Origin of the sequence: Halorhabdus amylolytica (genome assembly GCF_004944975.1) — an archaeon.
GTDB classification, from domain to species: domain Archaea; phylum Halobacteriota; class Halobacteria; order Halobacteriales; family Haloarculaceae; genus Halorhabdus; species Halorhabdus amylolytica.
The window spans coordinates 33,157-56,032 of the sequence record NZ_SPQG01000001.1; the positions used below are offsets into that span (position 1 = coordinate 33,157).

The window sequence follows — 22,876 nt, forward strand, 5'->3', positions numbered from 1 at the left end:
GAAGCGCCGCACGCCCGGAACATCTCCATTCGGTTCAAATCCCTTCCGGCCTCTTTCGTCATCCGGTTCCTCCCGAGGCAACGGCCGTCTACAGTCACGGATCAGACGACCTCGACGTCAGTGAACTCGAAGCGGGCGCCGCCGGCTTCACTTTCGGAGACAGTGATATCCCAGCCGTGGGACTCGGCGATCTCGGCGACGATGGCAAGTCCGTAGCCGGTGCCGTCCTCGGTCGTCGTGTACCCCGATTCAAGCACATCATCGCGTTCCTCAGGAGGAATCCCGGAGCCGTCGTCCGCGACGTAGAAACCGTCTTCGAGGTCGCCAACAGTTACTGTTACAGCTGTATCTGCGTGTTCGAAAGCGTTCCTGACGAGATTCTCGAGAAGTTCCCTGAGCTGGCCGGGATCGGCACGGACGGTCCGATCGGTCTCGACCGAGAGCGTCGCGTCCCCCGTCTCGACGGTGTCCCAACAATCCCTGGCGGCAGCCGAAAGCGCGATCGGTTGGGGATCGGTCGCGGATTCACCTTCGTGAGCGAGCGTCAGCAAGTCGTCGATGAGTGTCTCCATCCGTTCGTGGGCCCCCGCCACGTCTTCGATGTGCTCGCTGTCGCATTCCTCGGCGACGAGACCGAATCGGGCGACTGCGACGTTCAGCGGGTTCCGGAGGTCGTGGGAGACGATGCTCGCGAACTCTTCGAGGCGGTCGTTCGTCGACTCCAATTCCTCGCGGGCGCGCTTTCGTTCGAGTTCGTAGCTGGCCCACTTGTTCATCAACCGGACGAGCGTCCGTTCGGCGGCAGTGAACGGACGGGTGCGTGGCTCCGACGCGGCGAAACACAGCGTCCCGTAGAGCTCGCCGTCGACGACGACTTTGCCACCGATGTAACTGCCGAGTTCGAAGACGTCGTATGCGTCGTCGTCTTCCCAGCCCGCGGTGATGGCGTCCTGGATGGCGAGCAAGCCGTCGGTTTCGATCGTCCGCCGACAATAGGCTTCCGACAGCGGACAGGACTCCCCGGGTTGTAGTAACTCGTGGTCTCCAGAAGACTGGACGATCGTCTGTGTCCCGGGATCTGGGGGGTCACCGGACTCGATCCGTGAGAGGAAGCCGTAGGGTAGATCGAGTTTCTCACAGCCGAGTTCGAGGAGACGGTCGATCTTGGTCCCGAATCTGAGCTCCGGGTCGGTCGTCACGTCGTAGATCCCCTGTAAGAGATCGACTGTAGCTTCCCGGTCGCGGCTCCGTCGTCGGCGTTCCGTGATGTCCTCTTGAAACCCGACAAAGTGCGTGACCGCACCCTCGTCGTCGGTGACTGGCGCTAACGTCACCCGATTCCAGAACGGCGAGCCGTCCTTTCGATAGTTGCGGAGTTCCACCGTCACGGGCTCCTCGTCGTCGACCGCCCGTTGCATCTCGTCGACAGCCGACGGATCGGTGTCCGGGCCCTGCAGGAATCGGCAGTTCCGGCCGAGCACGTCGGACTCGTCGTAGCCCGTCAACTCCTGGAAACGCTCGTTGGCATAGACGATCGGGTTGTCCGGCTGTCCGGGATCGGTGATGACGACGCCGACCGGCGCCGCGTCCATGGCTCGTGCGCGCGGACCGATCGGTCGCGTACGACTCCCCTCGTCCGTCACAGGCGCGAGACGGTGGCGATCCGACCTGTCAGAACGATCCACGCGATCCTCAACGGCAGCTTCGACGCGTTCGACGAGTCGCTCGACCCCGTCGCGCTTCGGGACGTACTCGGATACCCCTGCGGCGATGGCCCGGCTGGCGACCCGTTCGTCGCCCGCGACGCTGTACAGCACGATGGGGAGCTCCGGGCACGTCTCCCGAACCGTTTCGAGGAACTCGATGCCGTCTCCATCGGGCAGTTCGTCCGCTGTGACGATGGCGTCGATCGACTCCCTTCGGCATCGTTTTAGGGCCGTCTCGGGATCCGTGACGGAATCGACGTCGAGACTGTTGGCACTCGTCTCGAGCCCAGTCGCCACTGATCTGGGATTCGGACCGACGTAGAGAACTCGTCTCGTCCCTTCACTCATTGCTGATCGATTGTCGGAGGTTCGCCCCCCTCGATCATAAGGCCGTGGATGGTTCGGGTAGGGAAGACGAGTTCTTTCGTCCAGTCACGGGTTTGACGGACAGTCACGGCGACGAGCCGCTCAGTCCAGCCGGCGGACGCCGTGGCCGGGATAGTCACGTTCGAACCGGTCGGCGAGTTCGTCGTCGTCGACCTCGATGAGGACGGGGCGGCCGTGCGGACAGGCGTAGGGGTTCTCACACTCGTCGAGCCGTTCTAGCAGGTCGACGATTGAGCCCTCGGTCAGCGACGTATTGCCGGTGATCGAGGGGTAACACGCCAGGTCCGCCAGCAGGTCGTCTGCGGCGGCCTCGACGGTCGAACCCGGTTCAGTGTCCGTATCGACGAACGAGGCGAGGACGTCGCACAACAGTTCCGGATCAGCAGTGTCGGCCAGCAACGTAGGGACCGTCCGGACTGCGATCGTCCGATCGTCGACGCGTTCGGCCGCGAACCCGAGTCGCGAAAGCGCCGGTTGAAACGAATCGAACAGTTCGACTTCACGGGCGGTAAGCGTGAGTTCCACCGGCTCCGCGAGCGTCTGGGTCGTCGTCTGTCCATCGAATTCCGCCCGAAGCCGCTCGTAATTGATCCGTTCGTCGGCGGCGTGCTGGTCGATCACGATCAGTCCGGTGTCCGCTTCGGCGACGACGTACGTCTCCCGGAACTGTCCGAGGAGCCGCATCGCCGGGAGCGAGTCGAATTCCCGGTCCAGCGCCTCACCTTCCCCGAAAGTGACCTGCTGACCGCTGTCGACGACGCGACTGTCAGTCGGCGGCTTGCCGTCCGTCTCCCGATCCGTCACCGAGTCATCGGATCGATCGACCGATCCGGACTGCGTCTCTATGTCGTCACCGTCGTCTGGTGAGTCCTGAACGCTCGCGTCATCCGTCGTGCCACCTGGCCGTGTGTCGGCCGATGCACTGGCAGTTCGCTCGCCTGTAGTCTCCGGGTAAACTGTTTCGTCGTCGTTTGACGGGGCAGTATCGGACGGTCCGGACGAACCGCCAGTCCAGTCGGCCGACTCGGACGGGCGACCGTCTTCGGGAGAGGACTCAGGCGTCGTCGGACGGGCGTCTTCGCCAAAAGCGGTCTCTGTCGTCGTCGGACGGGTGTCTTCGTCGGGTTGACCGGACGGTTCGGACCCTTCGTCAGGGGCTTCCGATAAGTGAGGGTCGACGGTCGTCTGTTCGGGCGCGGACCGCCCGCGCGGCGCGCTCGACCGGAGCAACCCTTCCCGCAGGAGGGCGGACTCGACAGCAGTCTCGATCTGTTCGCGGAGCCCCGCCTCGTCGACGAATCGGACTTCCATCTTGCGGGGATGGACGTTCACGTCGACAGTGCCGGCAGGCAACGACAGGTTCAACACGGCGAACGGATAGCGATCGGCGGCAAGTTGCTTTCCGTACGCGGAGACGACGGCGTTACGGGCCGCCTTCGACCGGACGTAACGGCCGTTGACGAACATCGAGAGGTACTCTCGGCCGGCGCGGTTGGTCTCGGGATGGCTCACCAGTCCAGAGACGTCGGTCAGCGGGCCATCGGGGAGATCCCCGGAACCGAGTTCGATCATCGATTCGGCGACCTCGCGGCCATAGACCGCCATGGTAGCCTCTCTGAGTGATCCGTGCCCGCTCGTGGCGAAAATCTCCCGACCATCGTGTTCGAGTGCAACGGCGACGTCCGGGTTAGCCAGCGCGTAGTTCGTGACGATCGTGTTGACGTGGTCGAACTCCGTCGCGTCCTGGCTGAGATACTTCCGGCGGGCAGGAACGTTGTAGAAGAGATCGTCGACTTCGACAGTGGTCCCTTCAGGACAGCCGGCGGACTCGACGGTTGTGACTTCGCCGCCCTCGACGTGCAGGCGCGTTCCGCGATCGCCACCGCGGGGACGCGTTGTTATCGTCAGCCGCGAGACGGCCCCGATCGCGTGCAGCGCTTCCCCGCGAAATCCCAGCGTTGGGACCCCCGATTCCAGGTCGTCGATGTCGCTGATCTTGCTCGTCGTGTGCTCCCGGACAGCCGTCCGGACCTGTGACTCGGTCATGCCGACGCCGTCGTCGCTGACGCGGATCCCGTCGGTCCCGCCAGCTTCGATCGCCACCCGGGCGCGTGAGGCGTCGGCGTCGAGACTGTTCTCTAGGAGTTCCTTGACGACCGACGCCGGACGCTCGACGACCTCCCCGGCGGCGATGCGCTCGACGGTCGCCCCGTCGAGTTCCTTGATCTCCGTCACTTCTGTCATACGGGTGTCGATGCCCGATTGTGACGGCAGCGACTTGAGTCCCCCGCTCACCACGTGATACGGAACGTCCTATCATCTCGTCATAATGCTCTCTCCCATCAAAACGTCCCCAATCACGCCAAACAGTTACGGTACGTGCCCTCTTACCGTGACACATGGACCTCTCGGACGTCTTCGAGAACCTCCCCGATCCAGGGTCGTACTCGTTCCCCGACTACACCATCCCACAGGGTGAACCCGTCATGCCGATCGCGGTGACGGACGAGGAACTCGACGCCATGCTCAACCTCTACGAGACGTTCGCGGCGGTCGATCCGACGGGGATCGATTCGAACCCCTTTCTCGCGACCACCACGGAGTTCCTCCAGCAGACCTTCGGCGCGCCCGCGTATCGCCCGGACGAACAGCTCGACGACGACATCGCCGCGATGCTCAACGACTTCGCGGACGACCTCGGCGGTGCGGAGATGGGAGTCGTCGACGCCACGCCCAAACACCACCAGACGCTGTACTTCTTTTTGGTCAGTGCGAAGGGATACCACATGGCTCCCCACATTCGGTTCGATCCCGATCCCGACGCAGTCGAGACACTCTATCGTCTCTATCAGCGCGTCACCGAACAGGACTACTATCTCAAGCGTCCCTCGACAGTCTTGGAGTGACGGTAATCGCGCCCTCGGAACCACCAGCTTCCCGATGGCTGGACTTTTGGTGGCGGGGGACCAACCATTGTGGTATGCAGACTCGTACCCTGGGAGCCACTGGACAGCGGAGTACCGTCGTCGCGTTCGGAGCGATCGCGCTGAACTGGCTCGAACAGGAGGGCGCGAATCAGATGGTCGAACTCGTCCGTGAGCACGGCATCAATCACTTCGACGTCGCGCCGACTTACGGCGACGCCGAACTCAAACTCGGGCCGAAGCTCCGCCAGTACCGCGAGGACATCTTCCTGGGCTGTAAGACCCAGGAACGATCCTACGAGGCGGCCTGGAAGAAACTGGAGCGGTCGCTCGACAGACTGGGCGTCGACACGATCGACCTCTACCAGGTTCACGGCCTGGAGTACGAGGACGAACTGGAAACGATCACCGCCGAAGACGGCGCGTTGCGGGCGTTCCGAGAGGCACAGGAGCAGGGACTGATCGACCACATCGGGTTGACCAGCCACGGGAATCCGGACCTGATCCTGGACGCCATCGGGGAGATCGACGACATGGATTCGTTGATGTTCCCACTCAATCCCGTAGTGGATGCCAGGGACGACGCGGATCACGACTACGACGCGGTCCTGCAACGGGCCGATCAGGAGGACATCGGGACACTCGCGATCAAGACCTTCGCGAAGGGGCCCTGGCCGGACACCGACGAGTTGCCCGAACACGAGCGGCCCTACGCCAACTGGTACGAGCCGGTCGACGACCCGGAGACGATCCGCGAGCGGCTGAACTACACTCTTTCCCGTGGCGTGACGAGTGTCTTGACGCCGGGCGATCCCAAACTCGTGAAGATGGTGCTGGACGCCGGTGACCGCTTCGAGGAACTCGACGAGGCGGCACAGCGCGCCATCGTCGAGCAAGCCCGTCACGACGAGAGTCCGGTCCCGGAGCAACTCCACCACTGACATGGACGTCCCGGCGACGGTGAGGACGGCGCTCGCGGACCGTCCGGTCGAAGGGCGGCGCTGCCTGGAAGCCGGGGCGGGCGCGGGCAATGCCGCCGCCGGACTGCTCGACGCTGGAGCGGCGGACGTACTCGCGGTGACAAACGACCGTGAACACGCCAGAACCGTCCGGGAGCGTGTCGGGACGGATCACCCCGGCCGCGTGGGGGTCTTCGAGGCCGATCTCCGGTCGATTCCGCTTCCCGACGACTCCGTCGCGGTCGTCACCGCACACGCGCTGTTCAACGTCGTCCCGACGACGGACCTGGACGTGATCGCGAGTGAGATCACACGTGTCGCTGCACCGGGAGCACACCTGCTGGTCGACGATTACGCGCCGCTGCCGGACGGTGCGTCGATCCGCGACCTCTTCGCCCTGGAGAACGCAGCACGTGAACTCGCCGACGCCAGACCGGCACTGACGTTCTATCCCGGGGGCGTCCTCCGTGGCGTCTTCGAGACGCGGGGCTGGGAGTTCGACCGCCGGAAGACGCTGCTCGATCCCGTGCCCTGGACGGAAAGTCACGTCACCGCACACGCCGATACCGTCCGGGACGCGGCTGCCCGGATCGATGGCGACCTCCGTAATGTCTTGGTCAACCGGACGGACAGTCTCGTTACCGAGATCGGCTCGGAATCGGTCGGCGAGATGTACAGCCTGGCATTTCAGTTGCCGGAGTGATCTAGTGTCGATCAGCGTCCGTCCAATTCGTCCTGCAACTCCTGGACGCGGGCCATCAGTTCGACCGGCGGCGTCTCGTTGACGTCCAGCGACGACAGCTCCTCGAGGACATCCTCCGCACTATCGCCGAACCGGTCGGCGATTCGATCGCCGTCGCGACCACCCGAGTCAGCGTTCGCCGCCGGATCGCCGCCGTCCGCACTCCTGGCGCCGCTTGCAGTGAACGTCCCTGCAGAGAGGTCGAAAACGGCCTGTGTCGTTGCGCCGGATCCCCCTTTGGCTTCGATGGCCTTCTCCTCGCGCAGGCGATCGAGTACGTCCTGCGAGCGATCGACGACGGGATCGGGAACGCCCGCCAGATCGGCGACGTGGATGCCGTAGGAACGGTCGGTCGCGCCCTCACGGACGGTCCGGAGGAACGTTACCTCGCCGTCGTTTTCGTCTGTAGGGCGGGACGAACTCCCGCTCGAAGACGGCGATCGGGGTTCGCCGTCGACCGCGACGTGGACGTTCTCGACGCGGGGGAGATGCTCAGCCAGGCTCGTGAGTTCGTGGTAGTGAGTGGCAAAGAGGGTCTTCGCTCCCACCTCGTTGTGGAGGTACTCCGTCGCGGCCCACGCGATCGAGATGCCGTCGAACGTCGCGGTCCCTCGCCCCACCTCGTCGAGGATGACGAGGGATTCGTCGGTCGCCGAGTGGAGGATGTTCGAGAGTTCTTGCATCTCGACCATGAACGTCGAGCGGCCCTGTGCAAGTTCGTCTAAGGCACCGACACGGGTGTAGATACCGTCGACCAGGCCCACCCGGGCCGAGCGGGCTGGCACGAACGAACCGATCTGGGCCAGCAGGACGATCAGGGCGGCCTGGCGCATGTACGTCGATTTCCCGCTCATGTTCGGCCCCGTGACGACCAAGAATCGGCGGTCGTCGTCCATGTACAGGTCGTTCGGTACGAACTCTGTCGTCTTCTCGACGACCGGGTGGCGACCTGCCTCGATCTCTAAAGCGCCGGAGTCGTGCAGTTCGGGTCGCGTCCAGTCGTTGCGGACGGCGTGGGTCGCCAGTGCCGCGAGGACGTCCACTTCAGCCAGCGCGGCCCCCACGTCCTGAAGCAGTTCGGCTCGTGCTGCCACACGATCGCGCACCTCCTCGAACAGGCCCCGTTCAAGTTCGTGCCGTTGTTCCTCCAGTCGGAGGATTTCCCGCTCTCGCTCTTCGAGTTCGTCGGTCGTGTAGCGCTCGGCGTTTTTCAGCGTCTTGACGTTCTCGTAGCGGTCGGGAACCTTTTCGACCTCGCTCTTGCCGACCTGGATGTAGTAGCCGTCAGTCTTGTTGCGGTCGACAGAGAGGTGGGTGATGCCGTGTTCGCGGCTCTCACGGTCGGGCAACGTCTCGATCCATTCCAGAGCCGCTTCGTGCCGTTCGACGAGGTCGTCGAGTTCCTCGTCGTATCCCCGCCGAATGATCCCCCCTTCGGTGATCGTCCCCGGCGGGTCCTCGACGATCGCCGCGTCGAGTTCCCTGGCGAGGTCGTCGATCGCGGACCGATCGAGTTCGTCCAGGCGGTCGGCCAGCGGTGAATCGACGAGTTCGGGAGCGTCGGCGACGATTCCCCTGACAGACTCATAGAGCGTGAGCGTATCGGCGGCCGCACGCAAGTCGCGGGCGTCGGCGCTGCCGGAAGCGGCCTTGCTGGCCAGCCGCTGGAGGTCGTAGGCCTCACTCAGTTCCTCCCGGAGGCGCTCGCGGGCCATCGCGGCCGACGCGAGCACAGCGACGCCATCGTGCCGCCGCCGGAGATCCCCCTCGGATCGACGTGGGCGCTGGAGCCAGGCGCGCAGCGTCCGCGTACCAGCGCTCGTGACCGTGTGATCGATGGTGTCGAGCAACGATCCGGACTGGTCGCCCTGCATGGTCTCGGTGAGTTCGAGGTTGCGCTGGGTCGTCGCGTCGAGTTCGACGTGCTCACCGGCGCCGTATCGTTGCAGCCGCGTCATCGAGGCGAGGACACCCTGGCCGGTCTCTGCCACGTACGCGAGGACAGCACCCGCGGCGGCGATCGCGGCCTCGCTCTCGATCCCGACGCTTTCGATGGTCTCCGCGCCGAACTGTTCACGCAGGCGGTGACGCGCCCGGCCCGGGGCGAAGTCCTCTGTCGGATGAAGAGAGAGCGAAGCGTCGGTCCGCTCGCGGAGCCGATCGAGCGTCTCGTCGTCGGTCCTGACCGTGGGTCCGGGGAGGACCTCGGCGGGTTCGAAGCGGTATAGTTCGCTGAAGACAGCCTCCCTGTCGGGCGCGTTCGTGACGAAGAACTGCCCCGTCGTCACGTCGGCGAAGGCAACCCCCCATTCATCGTCGTCCTCCACGATAGCAGTGAGATAGCGGGCCTGTGCCTCGGTCGTCTCGAGGAGAGTCCCCGGCGTGACGACCCGGTCGATTGTGCGGGCGTGTCCGTCCTCGGTCTCGTGCTGGTCGGCGACAGCCACGCGAAAACCACGTTCGACGAGGCCCTTGAGGTACGGCGTGAGTTCGTCGACCGGCACACCGGCCATCGGATAGGAGGAACCGTGGCTGGACTTCTGTGAGACTTTCAGGTCGAGTTCGTCAGCGACGGTTTCGGCATCGTCGCCGAAGAACTCGTAGAAGTCACCCACCTGCATCGCCAGGAGGTCCGCGTCAGTCCCCTCCTTGAGGGAGAAAAACTCGCCGACGATTCCCGTCGCATCGCTCATGCCCGTACCTGTGATCGAAGTGGGTTAAAACGCTACGGGACCGTCCGGGCAGACGGCCACTGGACTGATATACGAGGATCGCAAACTCGGCACGATGACCGCCCGCTGGATCATCGCGGGACTGATCGCGCTCCTCCTGTCAGCACCGCTTGCCGGGGTCGCGGCCGCGACGGGGGACCGATCCCCGGCTTCGACCGGTATCGAGGTCCCGGCCGCCCAGACCGGCGGCGACGGGAACATCACCGTTACCCAGCACGTCCGCCTCACGCCCGGGCAACCGGGCGAAGTGGCGGTGACGATGGCGGTGTCGCTCCCCGACCGCGTCGAGAGTTTTGCCGTCGACATGGCGACTAGAGCGACGGTGACCGGAACGGACGGATTCGACCAGGACGGGGGCCAGTACCGCTGGACGGGAGCCACGGACCCGACGATTACCTACACTCTCCGGGCCAACGAGACGGTCACGGGCGAAGGGCCCGAACCCGTGAGCGGGACCTATCTCTTTGCGGACGCGGGGTCGTGGGCACTGGTCCGTCCACCACGCATGAGTACGAGTTGGAAGTGGTTCGGTGAACGCGTGGGCGTCGACTGGAACCTCGACGTTCCAGGTGAGGGAGCCACCGGCGGAACAATGGCCTTCCTCGGACCCCATCGCACGTACACCCAAAGCGCACACGGACAGACCTTCGCGGTCGTAGTGCCCCGGGCGGCGGAGATGGACGCCGATCCGCAGGGAGTTCTGGACGCGTTCGCGACGGCCTCGGAGGATCTGCGGATGGGCGACCGGGACGAGCGGGTGTTCACCGTGGTCGCGCCGACGAGCGTCGACTGGGCGGTGAGGGGACTTCAGACCGGCGACAGCGACATGTACGTCCTCGCGAACGAACGCCTGGACGCGCCGGACAACGCCTGGCTCCACGAGTACGTCCATACGCGACAGCGACTGGACAGGACCGCCTCGACGAAGTGGCTGACCGAGGCCAGTGCCTCCTATTACGCTTCTTTGCTCGCTATGGAGGGCGATCTGATCGGGTTCGATGCGTTCCGACACAAACTCGCCCGGGGGGCGGACGCGCGCTACGACGACGTGGTGCTCGCCGACGAGTCGACGTGGGTTCGCCGGGCGGAGTACGAGAAGGGCGCGCTGGTGGTCGGGGAGATCGATCGCCGGATCAGGCTGGCGACCGACGGGGCGAAGTCCTTCGAGACGGTCCTGGCCGCACTGAACCGAGCGGATCAGTTCGATCACCGTCGCCTGCTCGCGCTCGTCGAACGGGCGGGCAACAGGAGCGTTCGCGCGGCGACCGACCGCTACGTGCGGACCGATGCCGGCCCGGAGATGTGGTCCCGGGCCGACCATGCGGCGGCCTTCGACGGGTCGCCGGCACACATCACTACCCGGGTGGCCGAGGACGCGACCTACCGGATCGAGGGGTCCGACCGCAACGAGTCGGTGAAGACGATCCCGACGCTGACGGCCGGCGAGCGGTTGATCGTCCCCGTCAGGGTCACCAACGACGGCGGTGCCGACGGGGACTACGAAGTGGCGCTGACGGTTGATGGGACCGTCGTCGAGCGTGCGACGGGGACGCTCGGTGCGGGGGAAACGATCACGGTCGAACTGGGACACGGCTTCGGGGAGGCGGGGACTTACCGGCTCTCCGTCGCCGGAAAGACCGTCGACGTGACGGTGACAGCGGCGATTGAGTCGACTCGGACAGCGACGGAACAGGAGAGGACCGACGAACCGACGGACAGGGGGACCGAGACACCGGCTCCGTCGACCGAGACCGCGACGACGGGCACGTCTGGCCCGGGGTTCACCGCGCTGGTGGCGCTGTTCGCGATCGCGATCGTGGCGTGCCGGAAGCGGTAGTCACGCGACCGCGACGGGCGTCACGCGACCGCGACGAGGAGGTGTTCCGTCCGTTCGACGAGTTCTTTGGGGGAGGTCGCCAGACAGATCGTGACCGGCACTCGACCCTCACCGCCGGGATCGACGACAACGGCCGGATCCTCGACGCCCGCGAGCGCGGGTTCGATCCCGGATTCGAGCGTGAGCGGGCCATCGAGCGTGACCACGGTCCCGGGAAGGGTCGCCAGCGCGTCCCCGATCGCGTCGTCGTACCGCCAGTTCGCGGCGAAGCGATAGTCCGCATCGATCTCACGGGCGTCGAGCAAGTATCTGGCGGCGTGGGTGGAGGCGCCGAACCGAACGCCCCGACCGGTCGCGATCCCGTCACGAGTGCGCGTGAGCCGTCCGTCGACGGCGGCGATCTCTTCGATACGCTCGGCGAACGGCGTCGCGCCGACCACGTTCGTTCCGACTTCAGGGATCAACGAGCCGACGTCCCGCTCGACGAACGATTCGACGAGACGTCGGACGGCCTCGGCCGTCTCGGTCCGGGCAGCACGCTCGCGTATCTCGACGAGGTGGTGGACCCCGCCCGGTCCCTCGCCGACGTCGAGATTGTACCGGACGGCCCGTGCGAGCAAGTCGATCCCCCTGCTCACGCTGTCGGTCAGCGACTCGCCTTGGGCCAGGTGAGTCGCGATCGCTGCCGAGAGCGTACAGCCCGAGCCGTGAGTCGCGTCAGTCCGGATGCGTTCGTGACGGAATGTCCGGACATCCTCGTCGGTGACCAGCACGTCCATGACGTCCTCGCCGGCGATGTGACCACCTTTCACGAGAGCGGCCTCGGCCCCCATGTCGAGTATTTCCTCGCCGGCCTCGACTGCCGTCTGTTCATCGGTGGGCTCGATTCCCGTCAGGACGGCCGCCTCGTCGGCGTTGGGCGTCACGAGCGTCGCCTCGGCGATCAACTCCTCGTATGCTTCTTCGCCGTCCGGTTCGAGCAGTCGGTCGCCTGACGCGGCCACCATCACCGGATCGACCACGAGATCGGGTAGGTCAGCCGCGTATTCGACGACCGTCTCGATGACGTCACTAGTCGCGAGCATACCCGTCTTCGCGGCTTGTACGTCGAAGTCCCCGATGACGGCCTCGATCTGGGCCTCGATGTGCTCGATCGGCAGAAGCTGACTTCCTTGGACGCCGGTCGTGTTCTGGGCCGTCACGCTCGTGATCGCACTCGTCCCGAATCCGCCGACCGCCTCGATCGTCTTGATATCTGCCTGAATGCCCGCGCCGCCGCCGGAATCACTGCCCGCGATCGTCAGTACAGTCGGCGGCTCGTGGGGTGCCTCGTTGCGTGTCATGGGTGGACTTATTTGGCGGTTGTACAAATCCGTGATGCATCCGGGTCGCGCCGGAACAGGATATATCTGCCCGGCGACCGAATACTGTCTCGCGATGGCATATACCAAAGTCAACTACGAGGACGTCGAACCGGTCGCGGGATCGATGCACTTCCTGCGGGATGCCCTGGACTGTGAGACCGTCGGGGTGACGGTGCTGGACTGTGAGGCCGGCTGGTCGGGGAAGGCGCACGATCACGCCGAAGAAGACCACGAAGAGGTCTATCTGCTGGTGGACGGGGAAGCCACCGTGACGATCGACGACGAAGACGTCGAGATGGAGTCAGGCGACGCCGTGCGCGTCCCGCCAGAGGCGACCCGCGAGATTCACAACGGCGACGTCGACAGTACGTTCGTACTCGTGGGCGCACCCTGACGCGCCCTCGCTACTCGGGGATTGTCGGAGGCCTCGCTCATTCGAGGTGTTCTTCGACGACATCGGCGTGCTGGTCGACGACGAGGGTTAGCCGATCGCCGTCGTGTTCGATCGGGACGGCGACCCGGAGCGGATCCGTCGAACGGATCTCGGCGGATGGCTGGACAGCCCATTCGAACTCCCAGACGGGCGTGTCAGTGATGTCGACGCCTCGATCGTGGTAGAATGCGACGACGGCCGGATACCAGCACAGACAGGCGCCCACGTTCGCGTACTGGACCTCTCCGCACCGCTGGCAGGCGTAGCTGATGCCGGCCTCGAAGACGTCGTAAATCCCGTCCGGATCGATCTCGACCGTACTTTCGATCGGGCCGTGACAGACCGGACAGAAACCTCGATGGGCAGTCTCGAACTCCTGTCGGGTCCACTGTTCGGCCACCAGCGGCCACTCCTCGCGGGGATAGTGTTCGAAGGTTCCCGGCGGGACGGCCAGGCTTATGACGTCCCGATCACAGTTCCGACAGGCGACTCGAACGTGATCGTCGTCGAAGATCCCCGCGAGCGTTCCCTCGCAGTAGGGGCAGTCGGCGTCGACGGGGATGGCATCGGCCTCTACCGTCTTCGTGTACGGCCCGGCCAGCAGCGATCCCACGACGTCCATGCCTTCCGCGGTCAACTTGTACCCATCCGGCGTCTTCCTGATGAACACGCCTCTGAGTCGATCCAGATGGTAGTTGAACTGGCCGCTGTCGCCCGTCCCGACGGCGTCGTTGAGATCGGAGAACGATAACGGGTCCGTTGCATCGAACAGTGCCCGGAGTGCCGACAGCCGGGTTTCGTTGCTGAGTAGTTCGAACGCGGTGTCGGCCGATAACTGCTCGACGACCGCACCCGACTCGGCAGTCACGTTTTCGGCGTCCGAACCGCCGTCCGTCACACGGCAGGGCCGACTCCCGAGGGTCGCTCCACGGGCCGACTGTCCGGATCGACCTCCACCGTCGACATACCCCTCGTCAACGTGGTCCCGGTCGGTCATAGCATCCGGTCAGTCTCCCCGGAGTAAATAGGTCAGGGCCGAGGCACCCGCGGCTGGTTTCGTCCGTCGAGACGGACCGCCGAACTGATCGTTCCCGCCAGGAATCCAACAGGAGTGTGTTTCAGTAATGGTGCTTACAGAAATGTGTTTCAGATTATGTTTATAGTCTTTCGTTCCATTGGTTCATACGTACCGATGGACCGACCACATACCCCAACACAGGGACGGACGTTGTCGTCCACTCACAGTCTCGGCCGGGTCATGACGGTCACCTTCGTAGTGACGTTGGCCCTACCGGCGATCGTCGTCGCGCTTGCTGGCCCGCACCTGGCGCTCGCGTTCGTCGCCGGGCTTGCGACGGCAAGAGTCTACACTCGCCTTCCGGCGGCAACTCGGTTGGTGGGACGGTTCCGTTCCACCGACACGCCACCCGGGCGACCGGCTGGCCAGTAATATCCCGTCCCCGCGACTGACGTATCGGCTCTCCAATCGTTCCATTGTGGCCGTGCAGACAGACCAGAGGCCTACGACATCCACAGCCCAACGGTAGAGAGATCACGGCTTGACGGCGACTGTATCGAACCGAGACGTGACAGGCGCCTATTCGGACTGTGCCGCCTGTAACTTCCCCATGTACTTTTCGAAGGCCGCCCAGTAGGGGTCCTTCCCGGGGTGATCGACCTCCTCGTCGTCCACGGTCAGTCCCGAGCCGTCGGTAACCCGTCCGGCGTCTGCGGCCGGAATACCTTCGTCCTCAAGGGCGGCGAGCACGTCGTCGACGCCGTCGGGATCAACCGTCGCCAGCAGCGTCCCCTCGCTGATGGAGATCCACGGGTCGATGTCGAAGAACTCGCAGGCGGCCTCGACGCCCGGCTGAATCGGGATCCGGTCGCGCTCGATTTCGAAACCGACGTCCGCCGAGCGGGCCATCTCGAAGAGCCCACCGTAGACACCACCCTCCGTGGCGTCGTGCATCGCCGTGACCGGGCCGGCCGCGGAAGCGACCATCGCCTCCTCGATCGGGCTCATGTCGTAGAAGCGGTCCTTCGCGGCCTGGATCTGTTCGTCCGGCACGTCACCCTCCATCAGCGAATCGAAGTGAACTGACAGCAGGCCAGTGGCCTCGATGGCCGGCCCCTTCGTAACGATCACACGGTCGCCGGGTCGGGCGCCGTCGGGTGTCACCAGATCCTCGAAGTCACCCACTGCCAGAGAGGTGCCGCCACCGACCATCGGGTAGTTACACCCGGCGTAGCGGCCGGTGTGACCGGTGACGATCGAAACGCCCAGTTTCTCGGCCTCCTCGTGGAACGTCTGCCAGACGGTCTCGAACTGTTCGTCGGTGATCTCCGGCGGGAGATTGAAGTCGACGCTGAGATACGCGGGATCGAGTCCCGACACCGCCACGTCGCTGATGAGGATGTGGAAGGCGAACCAGGCCGCCCGTTCGAAGCCCGCAGCGGGCACGATGAACACGGGATCGGTCGCCATCGCCAGCGCCTGCCCGCCGACATCGGCCACGCCGAAGTCGACGCCGTGCTGGGGCTTCAGGCGGACGTCCTCGCGGTCGGCCCCCAGGCGCGGATAGATGTACTCGTCGAAGAATTCGCGATCGGCCTTGCCGAGTTCCGGGTCGCTCATACACTCCGTGGTAATCACGGGTGGTACTTAGGCTACCTGTCCTGGTCCGACCGATCCAGCGGGCGCGCGCATCGTCGGCGTGCACCGGGAACGACGAAGGACCGCTTCGAGAACAACGCTGAGGAGAGAACGCACGCAACGATCGGTCCCGATGGCCCGGTCGATCATCCCACGGCGATCAATGCGATCCCACAGATCGCGAGTCCGCCCGCGATCAATCTGACGCGGAAATGTTCCTCTCCGAGCAGGACCCCACCGGCGACCACCGCGACGATCGCCTGGGCGTTGATGATCGGCGAGGCGATGCTCGCCGGCAGGATCTGGAACGCGAGCAAGACGACGTGGTTGCCGACCGCAACGATCAATCCGGCGAGGGCGAACAGCCACGCGTCGTCCCGGAAGGTGTCGGGGATCGGTCGCCGTCGGGCGAACGGGACGACCATGGCTGTGGTGATGGCGAACATCACCGGCAAGTACGTCTGGGGTGGCAGGGCGAGTTCCTGCATCATGACCCGCTTGCCCACGTCGACGAAACCGAAGACCGCCGCACTGGCGAGTGCGAGCTGTGGCGCCCGCGTCCTCAGCGCCCGGCGGAACGGTTCGAGCAACTCGCCCGGCTCGTAGTTCGCCACGTAGATCGCAGCCGTCGCGACCAGCACGCCCGCGATCTGCACTGGAGTGAGTACCTCTGCGAGCAGGACGACCTCCAGCGGCAACACGAACAGCGGGACCAGTTTGCTGATCGGGGCGACGTAAGACACCTCCCCCTCGACGATCGCTCGAAACATGGTCAGGATCGCGATCCCTGTAAGCAGCGATACACCTACCATCAGCGCCACGCCCTGCATCGAGAAGTTGGGGAAAAGAGGTCCGTCGAGAGTCAGGAGGCCGATCGGCAGATACGTGAGAAATGCAAAACCGTTGACGCCGGCGAGATACACCGGGGCCGGGTACGCCGTGAATCGTTGTTTGATAAGGACCAGATAGCCACCGAACAGCAGGGCGGACGCGATCGCATAGCCGAGTCCGAGTTCGAACGACACGCGTTGATTTCGTCCGACCGCCTGAAGAGTATCCCGATTCGATCTCGACGTGACCGCCGAAACAGACGCTGTCTCCCGATTTGAAGCCGATACAGGCCCAGTTCAGGTCGGACGCGACGACCACCTCGTTGTCGATTCTACACTGATCAGTCTCGCCAGTGGTCCGATCGACTCTACAGGCCGGGGGACACAGCCACTGGCCCGGTATCGGTCACGAAGTGCGTCCGCACGCGATCGGAGAGTCTCCGTGGAGATTCTCTGATAGGCGGGTGTGGTCGACCTGACCCATCGAGAGAACTCGGAGGGCCATCGACAAAACGGCAGCGAGAGTTCCCGGGACGCTGGATCGACCGATCCTTCGCTCGGTCGCCGTGCAGTTCGCGGAGCAAGCTTTTGAGCGTCTGGACCCAACGATCAAACATGTCCACGTTCGGCGACGAAAGGGGTGTCCCGGCCGATCTGGTCGTCGAGACTGGCGACGGGTTGCAGTGTACCGCCTGTGCTCACAGGTGTACGCTTTCGCCCGGCCAACGCGGGATCTGTGACGTCCGCGAGAACGTCGACGGGGAGTTGCGACTGTTGACCTACGGGACGGTCCACGACCCGACCCCCGGTCCGCCCGGGACGGCCGATCCGATCGAGAAGAAGCCACTGTATCACTTTCACCCGACGACGCGCGTGTTGAGTTTCGGCGGGGCCTCGTGCAACTTTGCGTGTCAGTGCTGCCAGAACCACCATATCGCGTTCGCTGCACCCGAGGACGTCCCGCTCAGAAACGTCAGTCCGGAGGAGATTACGACGAGTGCCGACCGACAGGACTGTGCAGGCGTGGCCTGGACGTACAACGAGCCGACGATCTACGCTGAATACGTCCGGGACGGTGCCCGTAGAGCAAAGGAAGCGGGACGCTACACGGCAATCGTCACGAACGGCTACTTCACCGAGGAGTTCGTCACAGAGGTAGCTCCACATCTCGACGCCGCCAACGTCGACATCAAGGGTTTTCGCGAGCAACCCCACGTGAAGTACATGGGTGGACGCCTGGAGCCGACGCGACACGGAGCCGAACTCCTCCAGGAGACGGACACCCACCTCGAAATCACCTACCTCACGATCCCCGACCTCAACGACGACCCCGAGGAGATTCGGGAGTTCGCCGAGTGGGTCTCCGGGGATCTTGACCCCTCGGTACCAGTGCACTTCACCCGATTCCATCCCGATCACAAGATGCGCGACCGTCCGGCGACGCCCGTCGAGACGCTCGAACGGGCCGCCGAGATCGCCCGCGACGTGGGTCTCGAGTTCGTCTATGTCGGTAACGTCCCCGGTCACGCCGACAACGACACGCGGTGTCCGGACTGCGGGAGAACGTGGATCAGGCGCGACGGGTTCCGGGCGAGCGTCGAAGTGGATCTCGAGGGGACGTGTGACTGCGGGCGCGAGATCGACATCGTTGTCTGAGAGAGGTTTGTGTTCCGCTGGTCGCTGTTCGCTCACAGCGTTCCCGGACTGGCCGCGATCATCACGCCTCTTTGGCTGTCCTGCTGTCGTCTCTTCCGCCGCTAGAAAGATCGACCCGGACCTCGAGTAGCCGGTTGTTCGCCATCGTCTCGGCTGTGAGGTCGATACCATCGTACGTCGCACGGTCGCCTTCGTCGACCAGGCGGCCGGTCTGATCCATGATCAACCCGGCAATGGTCTCGAACGTGCCGTCTTCGGGAAAGTTCGTACCGAGCGCCTCGTTTGCCTCGTGAACGTTGAGTTCACCTCGGACGATCGCAGTGTCGTCGTCGAGCCAGCGGATCGGCGGGGCTTCCCGCTCTGCGAGGACTTCTCCGATGATCTCCTCGACGATGTCTTCGATGGTCACAATCCCGGACGTCGTCCCGTACTCGTCGACGACGACTGCCATTCGACGGCGCTGCTCGCGCAACTCGGTCAGCAGCTCGTCTACATCCTTTGTCTCCGGAACGACGTATGGATCTCTAGTCACAGACCGAAGTGACGGATCGTCCCCCCGGAATCGCGCCTCGGTCAGATCGCGAACGTGAACCGTCCCGACAACCGTATCGAGGACGCCCTCGTACACTGGAAGTTCGTTGCGTTCGTTCTCCAGACACGTTTCGATGGCCGTCTCGATGTCAGTATCCACCTCGACAGCGACAACGTCCGGGCGCCGAACCATCGTTTCCCTGACGATCCGGTTGTGAAATCGGAGCAAGCGCTGGAGCATTCGGTGTTCGGCCTCGGTGAACACGCCCGCCCGCTGGCCGGCTGTGATCACCTCCCGGACCTCCGAGCGCGTGACGTACGCCCGCTCTAAGTCCCTCTCGTTCCCCATGAGTCCGTTGATGGCGTCGGTGAGTACGTCGAAGACCGCAACCAGCGGGTACATGAGTTGTTGGGTATATCGTAGCGGGCGGGCGATCCGGAGTGCCCAGGACTCGCTGTGTTCGACGCCGTAGGACTTGGGTGCGCTCTCGCCGAACAACAATACGATTGACGTGACACCAAACGTGGCGATCAACACCGACTGGCCGGGATCGAAATATAGTCCCAACAGTCCGGTCGTGATCGCCGACATACCGATATTCGCAACGTTGTTCCCGACGAGAATCGTCACCAGCAGTCGACGCGGGTCGGATTTGAGCGTGGACAACGTCTTTGCGCCGGCAACCCCGTCCTCGACGAGCGTCGCGATACGATGATCGGCCAGCGAGAAGATGGCGATCTCCGAGGACGCAAAAAAGGCCGAGAACAGCACGAGGATCACGACCGCGAGAATCCCGATCCCCGTGATCGTCCCCCGAGACATATCGAGAGCCGCCACGAACCCTCCGTCAGGTATCAAAGATACGACTGGCGTATGCATACGGACAGATGGGACAACAGCCCTGAAAAGGTCGGGGGCCGCTCGACAATCAGATATCCAGCTTCGCGATCTCCTCTTTGAGTAGTTCGCCGGATTCGACGAACTGCTCGCGTTCGCGATCGTCGAGATCCAGATCGACAACCCGTCGGATCCCGCCGCGGTTGACGACGGCGGGAAGGCTCAGATAGACATCCTCGAGGCCGTACTGGCCGTCTAGAAGCGTCGAGACGGTCAGGATCGAGTTCTCGTCGCGAATGATGCTCTCGACAATCTCTGTCGTCGCAAGCCCGATCGCGTAGTAGGTCGCGCCCTTGCGCTCGATGATCTCGTAGGCGGCACCGCGGACTTCCTCGGCGATCAGTTCCCGGTTTTGCAGATCACAATCCAGATCACAGACCGGACAGTAATCGTCGAACGGGACGCCGGCCATGTGGGTCGCACTCCAGACGAGGACCTCACTGTCGCCGTGTTCGCCGATGACGTACGCGTGGATGTTTCGCGCGTCGATGCCACAGTTCTTGCTGAGAACGTTGCGGAACCGGGAGGTGTCCAGAACCGTACCCGTCCCGATCACTCGATGCCAGGGGAGATCCGAGACCTTCCAGGTGACATAGGACAATACGTCGACAGGATTCGCGACGACGAGGACGACAGCGTCGTCGGCGAGTCCTTCCGTAACTTGTGGAATCATGTCGTGGAAAATGTCGACATTGCGTTCGAGCAGTTCGAGACGGGTCTCGCCAGGCTTCTGACTCGCGCCTGCCGCGATGATGACGACATCAGCGTCGTGAGCGTCTTCGTAATCGCCGGCATAGATGTTGACCGGCTTGACGAATGCGGCACCATGACGCAGGTCCATCGCTTCCCCTTCCGCCTTTTGGTGGTCGATGTCGACGAGAGCGATCTCCGAGACCGAGCCGCTCATCATCAGCGCGTACGCCGTGGTGGCACCGACGTCACCTGCTCCGATGATCGCGACCTTCCCCTTGATTGGTGTTTCTGGCATGGGTTATGCTCCGGTTTTACTGACAGGCAGGGATAAAGATTCGGAGGGAGGCCAACGGCCCGGGGCGGACCGTGGAATACAGATCGCTCCGGCGACAGAGAAGTCATGAAGTGTCTGGCGGACGCAGTCACTGACGAGTGACGTCCCGTGACGCGAACGACCTACACCTGTGACGGCTGCGGGGCACGATTGGACAATGAGAAGGATCTCACGAAGGAAGACGGGAGGGTCCGGCCGTCCTGGAAGTGCCGGCGCTGTCAGACGAGTGTTCCCCCGGTCGTCGCCGAACGACTCACCCACCAGAAGCAACACGGCCGGGAATGACCGGTGGGCGCCGGGCGACTTATGTCCTGTCAGCTCCGAACTGTCATATGCGCGTACTGGTCACCGGAGCGACCGGATTCGTCGGCAGCTATCTCGTCCCCGCGCTCCGGGACGCGGGTCACGATGTCGTCGCGATGACGCGCGACGCGGGCACGTACGATCCGCCAGCGGGCGTCGAAGTCGTCGAAGGGGACCTGCTCGAAGCGGACTCGCTTTCGTTCTCCGACGGTATCGACGCAGCCTACTATCTCGTCCACTCCTTAGAGACCGGCGGGTCGTTCGCCGATCGCGACCACCGAGCTGCGGAGAACTTCGTCGACGCCGCCGACGCGGCGGGAATCGATCGCGTCGTCTATCTCGGCGGCCTCGGCGAAGCCGGCGATGACCTCTCGGAACACCTCCGCTCGCGCCAGGAGGTCGAGGCCGTCCTGGCGAGCGGGGAAGCCGATCTCACGACCCTTCGGGCAGCGATCATCGTCGGCGAGGGCAGCGCAAGCTTCCGGATGGTACGCCAACTCGTCGCCCGACTTCCCGTGATGATCGCCCCGCGATGGCTGCATACGGAATGCCAGCCGATCGCCATCGGAGACGTGATAACGTACCTCGTCGGCGTTCTCGATCACCCGGAGACGGCAGGGGAGACCTACGAGATCGGCGGTCCCGAAATCCTGACCTACCGGGACATGCTCGAACGCACGGCGGCTATCCTCGGCAAGCGACGGTACATCGTTCCGGTACCTGTCCTGACGCCGCGGCTCTCCTCGTACTGGGTGGAGTTCGTCACTGACGTCCCGCGGGCGATCTCCCGACCGCTGATCCTCGGACTGAAGAACCCGGTCGTCGTCACTGACGACAGCATCGGCGACGTGATCGATATCGAGAAGACGCCCTTTGACGACGCCGTCGCGCGGGCGTTCGCTGACAAGTCCGGCGAATGACGGCCCGTCGATCGGACAGCCCGGACGTGACAGGTTCACGGAGCAACCAGCGATGGGTGTATGAGAGTATCGCCGGTGCCCTGCCCGGGATCGAGCTGTCGCGACCGGCGGCACTCCTCGTGCAACTCCTGGCCTTCGGCACGGGTGTAGTCGTACTCGCGGTCGGGTACGATCGCTGGGGCAGTCTGCCAGCGGGTCTGGCCGCAGTCGCCGTCGCGTCGGCCGGCAGCGCGTTCCTGTTGACACTGGGCCGACGCATCCGGGATCTGGATGTCCCCGAGAGTTACACCCAGGCGCTGTTCGGGACGAAAATCGAGATCGTCCTCGGGCTGATGTCGTTCGTCGCGCTGGTGACCTACCTGTTCGTGATCGACCAGCGGAACGGCGGCGAAACGTTGCTGGTCGGAGTACTCGGCGACCCGCTCCCCGCGCCGGGCGTATTCCTCACGTTGCTGGTGTTGTGGGACGTCTGCTACCGCATCGGAACAGGGTGGTGGGCGAGCCTGATCGGTCTGTGGCGGAGCCTATCCCTGGCAGAGGCGATCGACACAGGGACGCGTCGGGAACTGCAACACCTCGATGTGGTGACGATCGGCTTCGCCTGGACGCAACTCGCCCTGGTACCGTTCGTCCGCGGGCACCCGTTGCTCGTGGTCGCGCTGGTGGGACACGTCGTCGCGGTGTCAGCCGTCTCCAGCGCGTCGATCATCGTCCTGCGCCGGGCAACGTGAACGCTCCGGTAATGACGGTTTCATCTTGATCGATCGTTTAGGTAACGAGTGTCTATCCCTGGGATACCGTGGCTGGAGCTCACATGGTCGCACGGGCCGGCGGTACAGTGACCGATCTCTCCGGCGATCGCTGGACGCCGAGGGCAATGGGATCGTCGCCTCGAACGGCGAGGTTCACGACGAACTGCTCGACGCACTCATGCAGGACGATCTCGATAGCTGAGGGGAGACGCCCCGAGA

20 protein-coding genes are annotated in these 22,876 nt (G+C 64.2%); 11 read left to right on the forward strand and 9 right to left on the reverse strand.

What is annotated here, in order from left to right:
• Positions 1-101 precede the first annotated feature (101 nt).
• Both E3374_RS00165 and mutL read right to left on the reverse strand, forming a co-directional pair.
• On the reverse strand, positions 102-2,003 hold the full coding sequence (locus tag E3374_RS00165) for a PAS domain-containing protein (RefSeq protein WP_169051740.1): 1,902 nt from the start codon (positions 2,001-2,003) through the stop codon (positions 102-104).
• A 171-nt stretch (positions 2,004-2,174) separates the two neighbouring features.
• Positions 2,175-4,328 carry a DNA mismatch repair endonuclease MutL gene (mutL, locus tag E3374_RS00170; protein ID WP_136687398.1) on the reverse strand — a complete coding sequence of 718 codons (2,154 nt, stop codon included), beginning with the start codon at positions 4,326-4,328 and terminating at the stop codon, positions 2,175-2,177.
• Between the two features lie 164 nt (positions 4,329-4,492).
• Between mutL and E3374_RS00175 the strand changes: the two genes are divergently transcribed.
• The 3 genes from E3374_RS00175 to E3374_RS00185 all read left to right on the forward strand — a co-directional run bounded on the left by E3374_RS00175 (position 4,493) and on the right by E3374_RS00185 (position 6,679).
• A complete protein-coding gene (locus E3374_RS00175) occupies positions 4,493-4,999 on the forward strand; it encodes a hypothetical protein (protein WP_136686552.1) in 507 nt (168 codons plus the stop codon).
• Positions 5,000-5,073: 74 nt separating this feature from the next.
• Complete coding sequence (locus E3374_RS00180) at positions 5,074-5,958, forward strand: aldo/keto reductase (protein WP_136686553.1); 885 nt, start codon at positions 5,074-5,076, stop codon at positions 5,956-5,958.
• A gap of 1 nt (position 5,959) precedes the next feature.
• Complete coding sequence (locus E3374_RS00185; RefSeq protein WP_136686554.1) at positions 5,960-6,679, forward strand: class I SAM-dependent methyltransferase; 720 nt, start codon at positions 5,960-5,962, stop codon at positions 6,677-6,679.
• An 11-nt stretch (positions 6,680-6,690) separates the two neighbouring features.
• Here the strand turns inward: E3374_RS00185 and mutS are convergent, their stop codons facing one another.
• Positions 6,691-9,411, reverse strand: a complete 2,721-nt coding sequence (gene mutS / locus E3374_RS00190) for a DNA mismatch repair protein MutS (RefSeq protein ID WP_136686555.1) — start codon at positions 9,409-9,411, stop codon at positions 6,691-6,693.
• Between the two features lie 94 nt (positions 9,412-9,505).
• On the opposite strand from mutS, the gene E3374_RS00195 reads away from it, so the two are divergent.
• Positions 9,506-11,287 (forward strand): glycyl aminopeptidase, encoded by a 1,782-nt coding sequence (locus tag E3374_RS00195; protein WP_136686556.1) that lies wholly within the window; start codon positions 9,506-9,508, stop codon positions 11,285-11,287.
• Positions 11,288-11,307: 20 nt separating this feature from the next.
• Here the strand turns inward: E3374_RS00195 and thiD are convergent, their stop codons facing one another.
• Complete coding sequence (gene thiD, locus E3374_RS00200; RefSeq protein ID WP_136686557.1) at positions 11,308-12,630, reverse strand: bifunctional hydroxymethylpyrimidine kinase/phosphomethylpyrimidine kinase; 1,323 nt, start codon at positions 12,628-12,630, stop codon at positions 11,308-11,310.
• Positions 12,631-12,724: 94 nt separating this feature from the next.
• Here thiD and E3374_RS00205 point away from each other — a divergent pair, with 94 nt between their 5' ends.
• The gene (locus E3374_RS00205; RefSeq protein ID WP_136686558.1) at positions 12,725-13,045 is read left to right on the forward strand and encodes a cupin domain-containing protein; all 321 of its coding nucleotides are present in this window, start codon (positions 12,725-12,727) and stop codon (positions 13,043-13,045) included.
• Positions 13,046-13,082: 37 nt separating this feature from the next.
• Here the strand turns inward: E3374_RS00205 and E3374_RS00210 are convergent, their stop codons facing one another.
• The gene (locus E3374_RS00210; RefSeq protein WP_136686559.1) at positions 13,083-14,081 is read right to left on the reverse strand and encodes a winged helix-turn-helix domain-containing protein; all 999 of its coding nucleotides are present in this window, start codon (positions 14,079-14,081) and stop codon (positions 13,083-13,085) included.
• A 261-nt stretch (positions 14,082-14,342) separates the two neighbouring features.
• Between E3374_RS00210 and E3374_RS00215 the strand changes: the two genes are divergently transcribed.
• A complete protein-coding gene (locus E3374_RS00215; RefSeq protein WP_136686560.1) occupies positions 14,343-14,534 on the forward strand; it encodes a hypothetical protein in 192 nt (63 codons plus the stop codon).
• 147 nt (positions 14,535-14,681) lie between these two features.
• Here the strand turns inward: E3374_RS00215 and E3374_RS00220 are convergent, their stop codons facing one another.
• A complete protein-coding gene (locus E3374_RS00220; protein ID WP_136686561.1) occupies positions 14,682-15,722 on the reverse strand; it encodes an AIR synthase family protein in 1,041 nt (346 codons plus the stop codon).
• Between the two features lie 164 nt (positions 15,723-15,886).
• Positions 15,887-16,765 (reverse strand): DMT family transporter, encoded by an 879-nt coding sequence (locus E3374_RS00225; protein ID WP_136686562.1) that lies wholly within the window; start codon positions 16,763-16,765, stop codon positions 15,887-15,889.
• 420 nt (positions 16,766-17,185) lie between these two features.
• Between E3374_RS00225 and amrS the strand changes: the two genes are divergently transcribed.
• Entirely contained in the window at positions 17,186-18,226 is a 1,041-nt protein-coding gene (gene amrS, locus E3374_RS00230; protein WP_136686563.1) for an AmmeMemoRadiSam system radical SAM enzyme, read from the forward strand.
• Positions 18,227-18,287: 61 nt separating this feature from the next.
• On the opposite strand, the gene E3374_RS00235 is transcribed toward amrS, so the two are convergent.
• Together E3374_RS00235 and E3374_RS00240 are read right to left on the reverse strand one after the other, a co-directional pair.
• The gene (locus E3374_RS00235; RefSeq protein ID WP_248299351.1) at positions 18,288-19,595 is read right to left on the reverse strand and encodes a hemolysin family protein; all 1,308 of its coding nucleotides are present in this window, start codon (positions 19,593-19,595) and stop codon (positions 18,288-18,290) included.
• 91 nt (positions 19,596-19,686) lie between these two features.
• A complete protein-coding gene (locus E3374_RS00240) occupies positions 19,687-20,643 on the reverse strand; it encodes an L-lactate dehydrogenase (protein ID WP_136686565.1) in 957 nt (318 codons plus the stop codon).
• A gap of 147 nt (positions 20,644-20,790) precedes the next feature.
• On the opposite strand from E3374_RS00240, the gene E3374_RS16965 reads away from it, so the two are divergent.
• Genes E3374_RS16965 through E3374_RS00255 form a run of 4 tightly spaced genes read left to right on the forward strand, consistent with a single transcriptional unit; the run spans position 20,791 to position 22,859 of the window.
• Complete coding sequence (locus E3374_RS16965) at positions 20,791-20,967, forward strand: hypothetical protein (RefSeq protein WP_169051741.1); 177 nt, start codon at positions 20,791-20,793, stop codon at positions 20,965-20,967.
• 47 nt (positions 20,968-21,014) lie between these two features.
• Positions 21,015-21,905, forward strand: coding sequence for an NAD(P)H-binding protein (locus tag E3374_RS00245; RefSeq protein ID WP_136686566.1), 891 nt, complete (start codon positions 21,015-21,017; stop codon positions 21,903-21,905).
• A gap of 26 nt (positions 21,906-21,931) precedes the next feature.
• The gene (locus E3374_RS00250) at positions 21,932-22,636 is read left to right on the forward strand and encodes a DUF7530 family protein (RefSeq protein ID WP_345890569.1); all 705 of its coding nucleotides are present in this window, start codon (positions 21,932-21,934) and stop codon (positions 22,634-22,636) included.
• Positions 22,637-22,661: 25 nt separating this feature from the next.
• Entirely contained in the window at positions 22,662-22,859 is a 198-nt protein-coding gene (locus E3374_RS00255; RefSeq protein ID WP_136686568.1) for a hypothetical protein, read from the forward strand.
• The last annotated feature ends 17 nt before the right edge of the window (positions 22,860-22,876 follow it).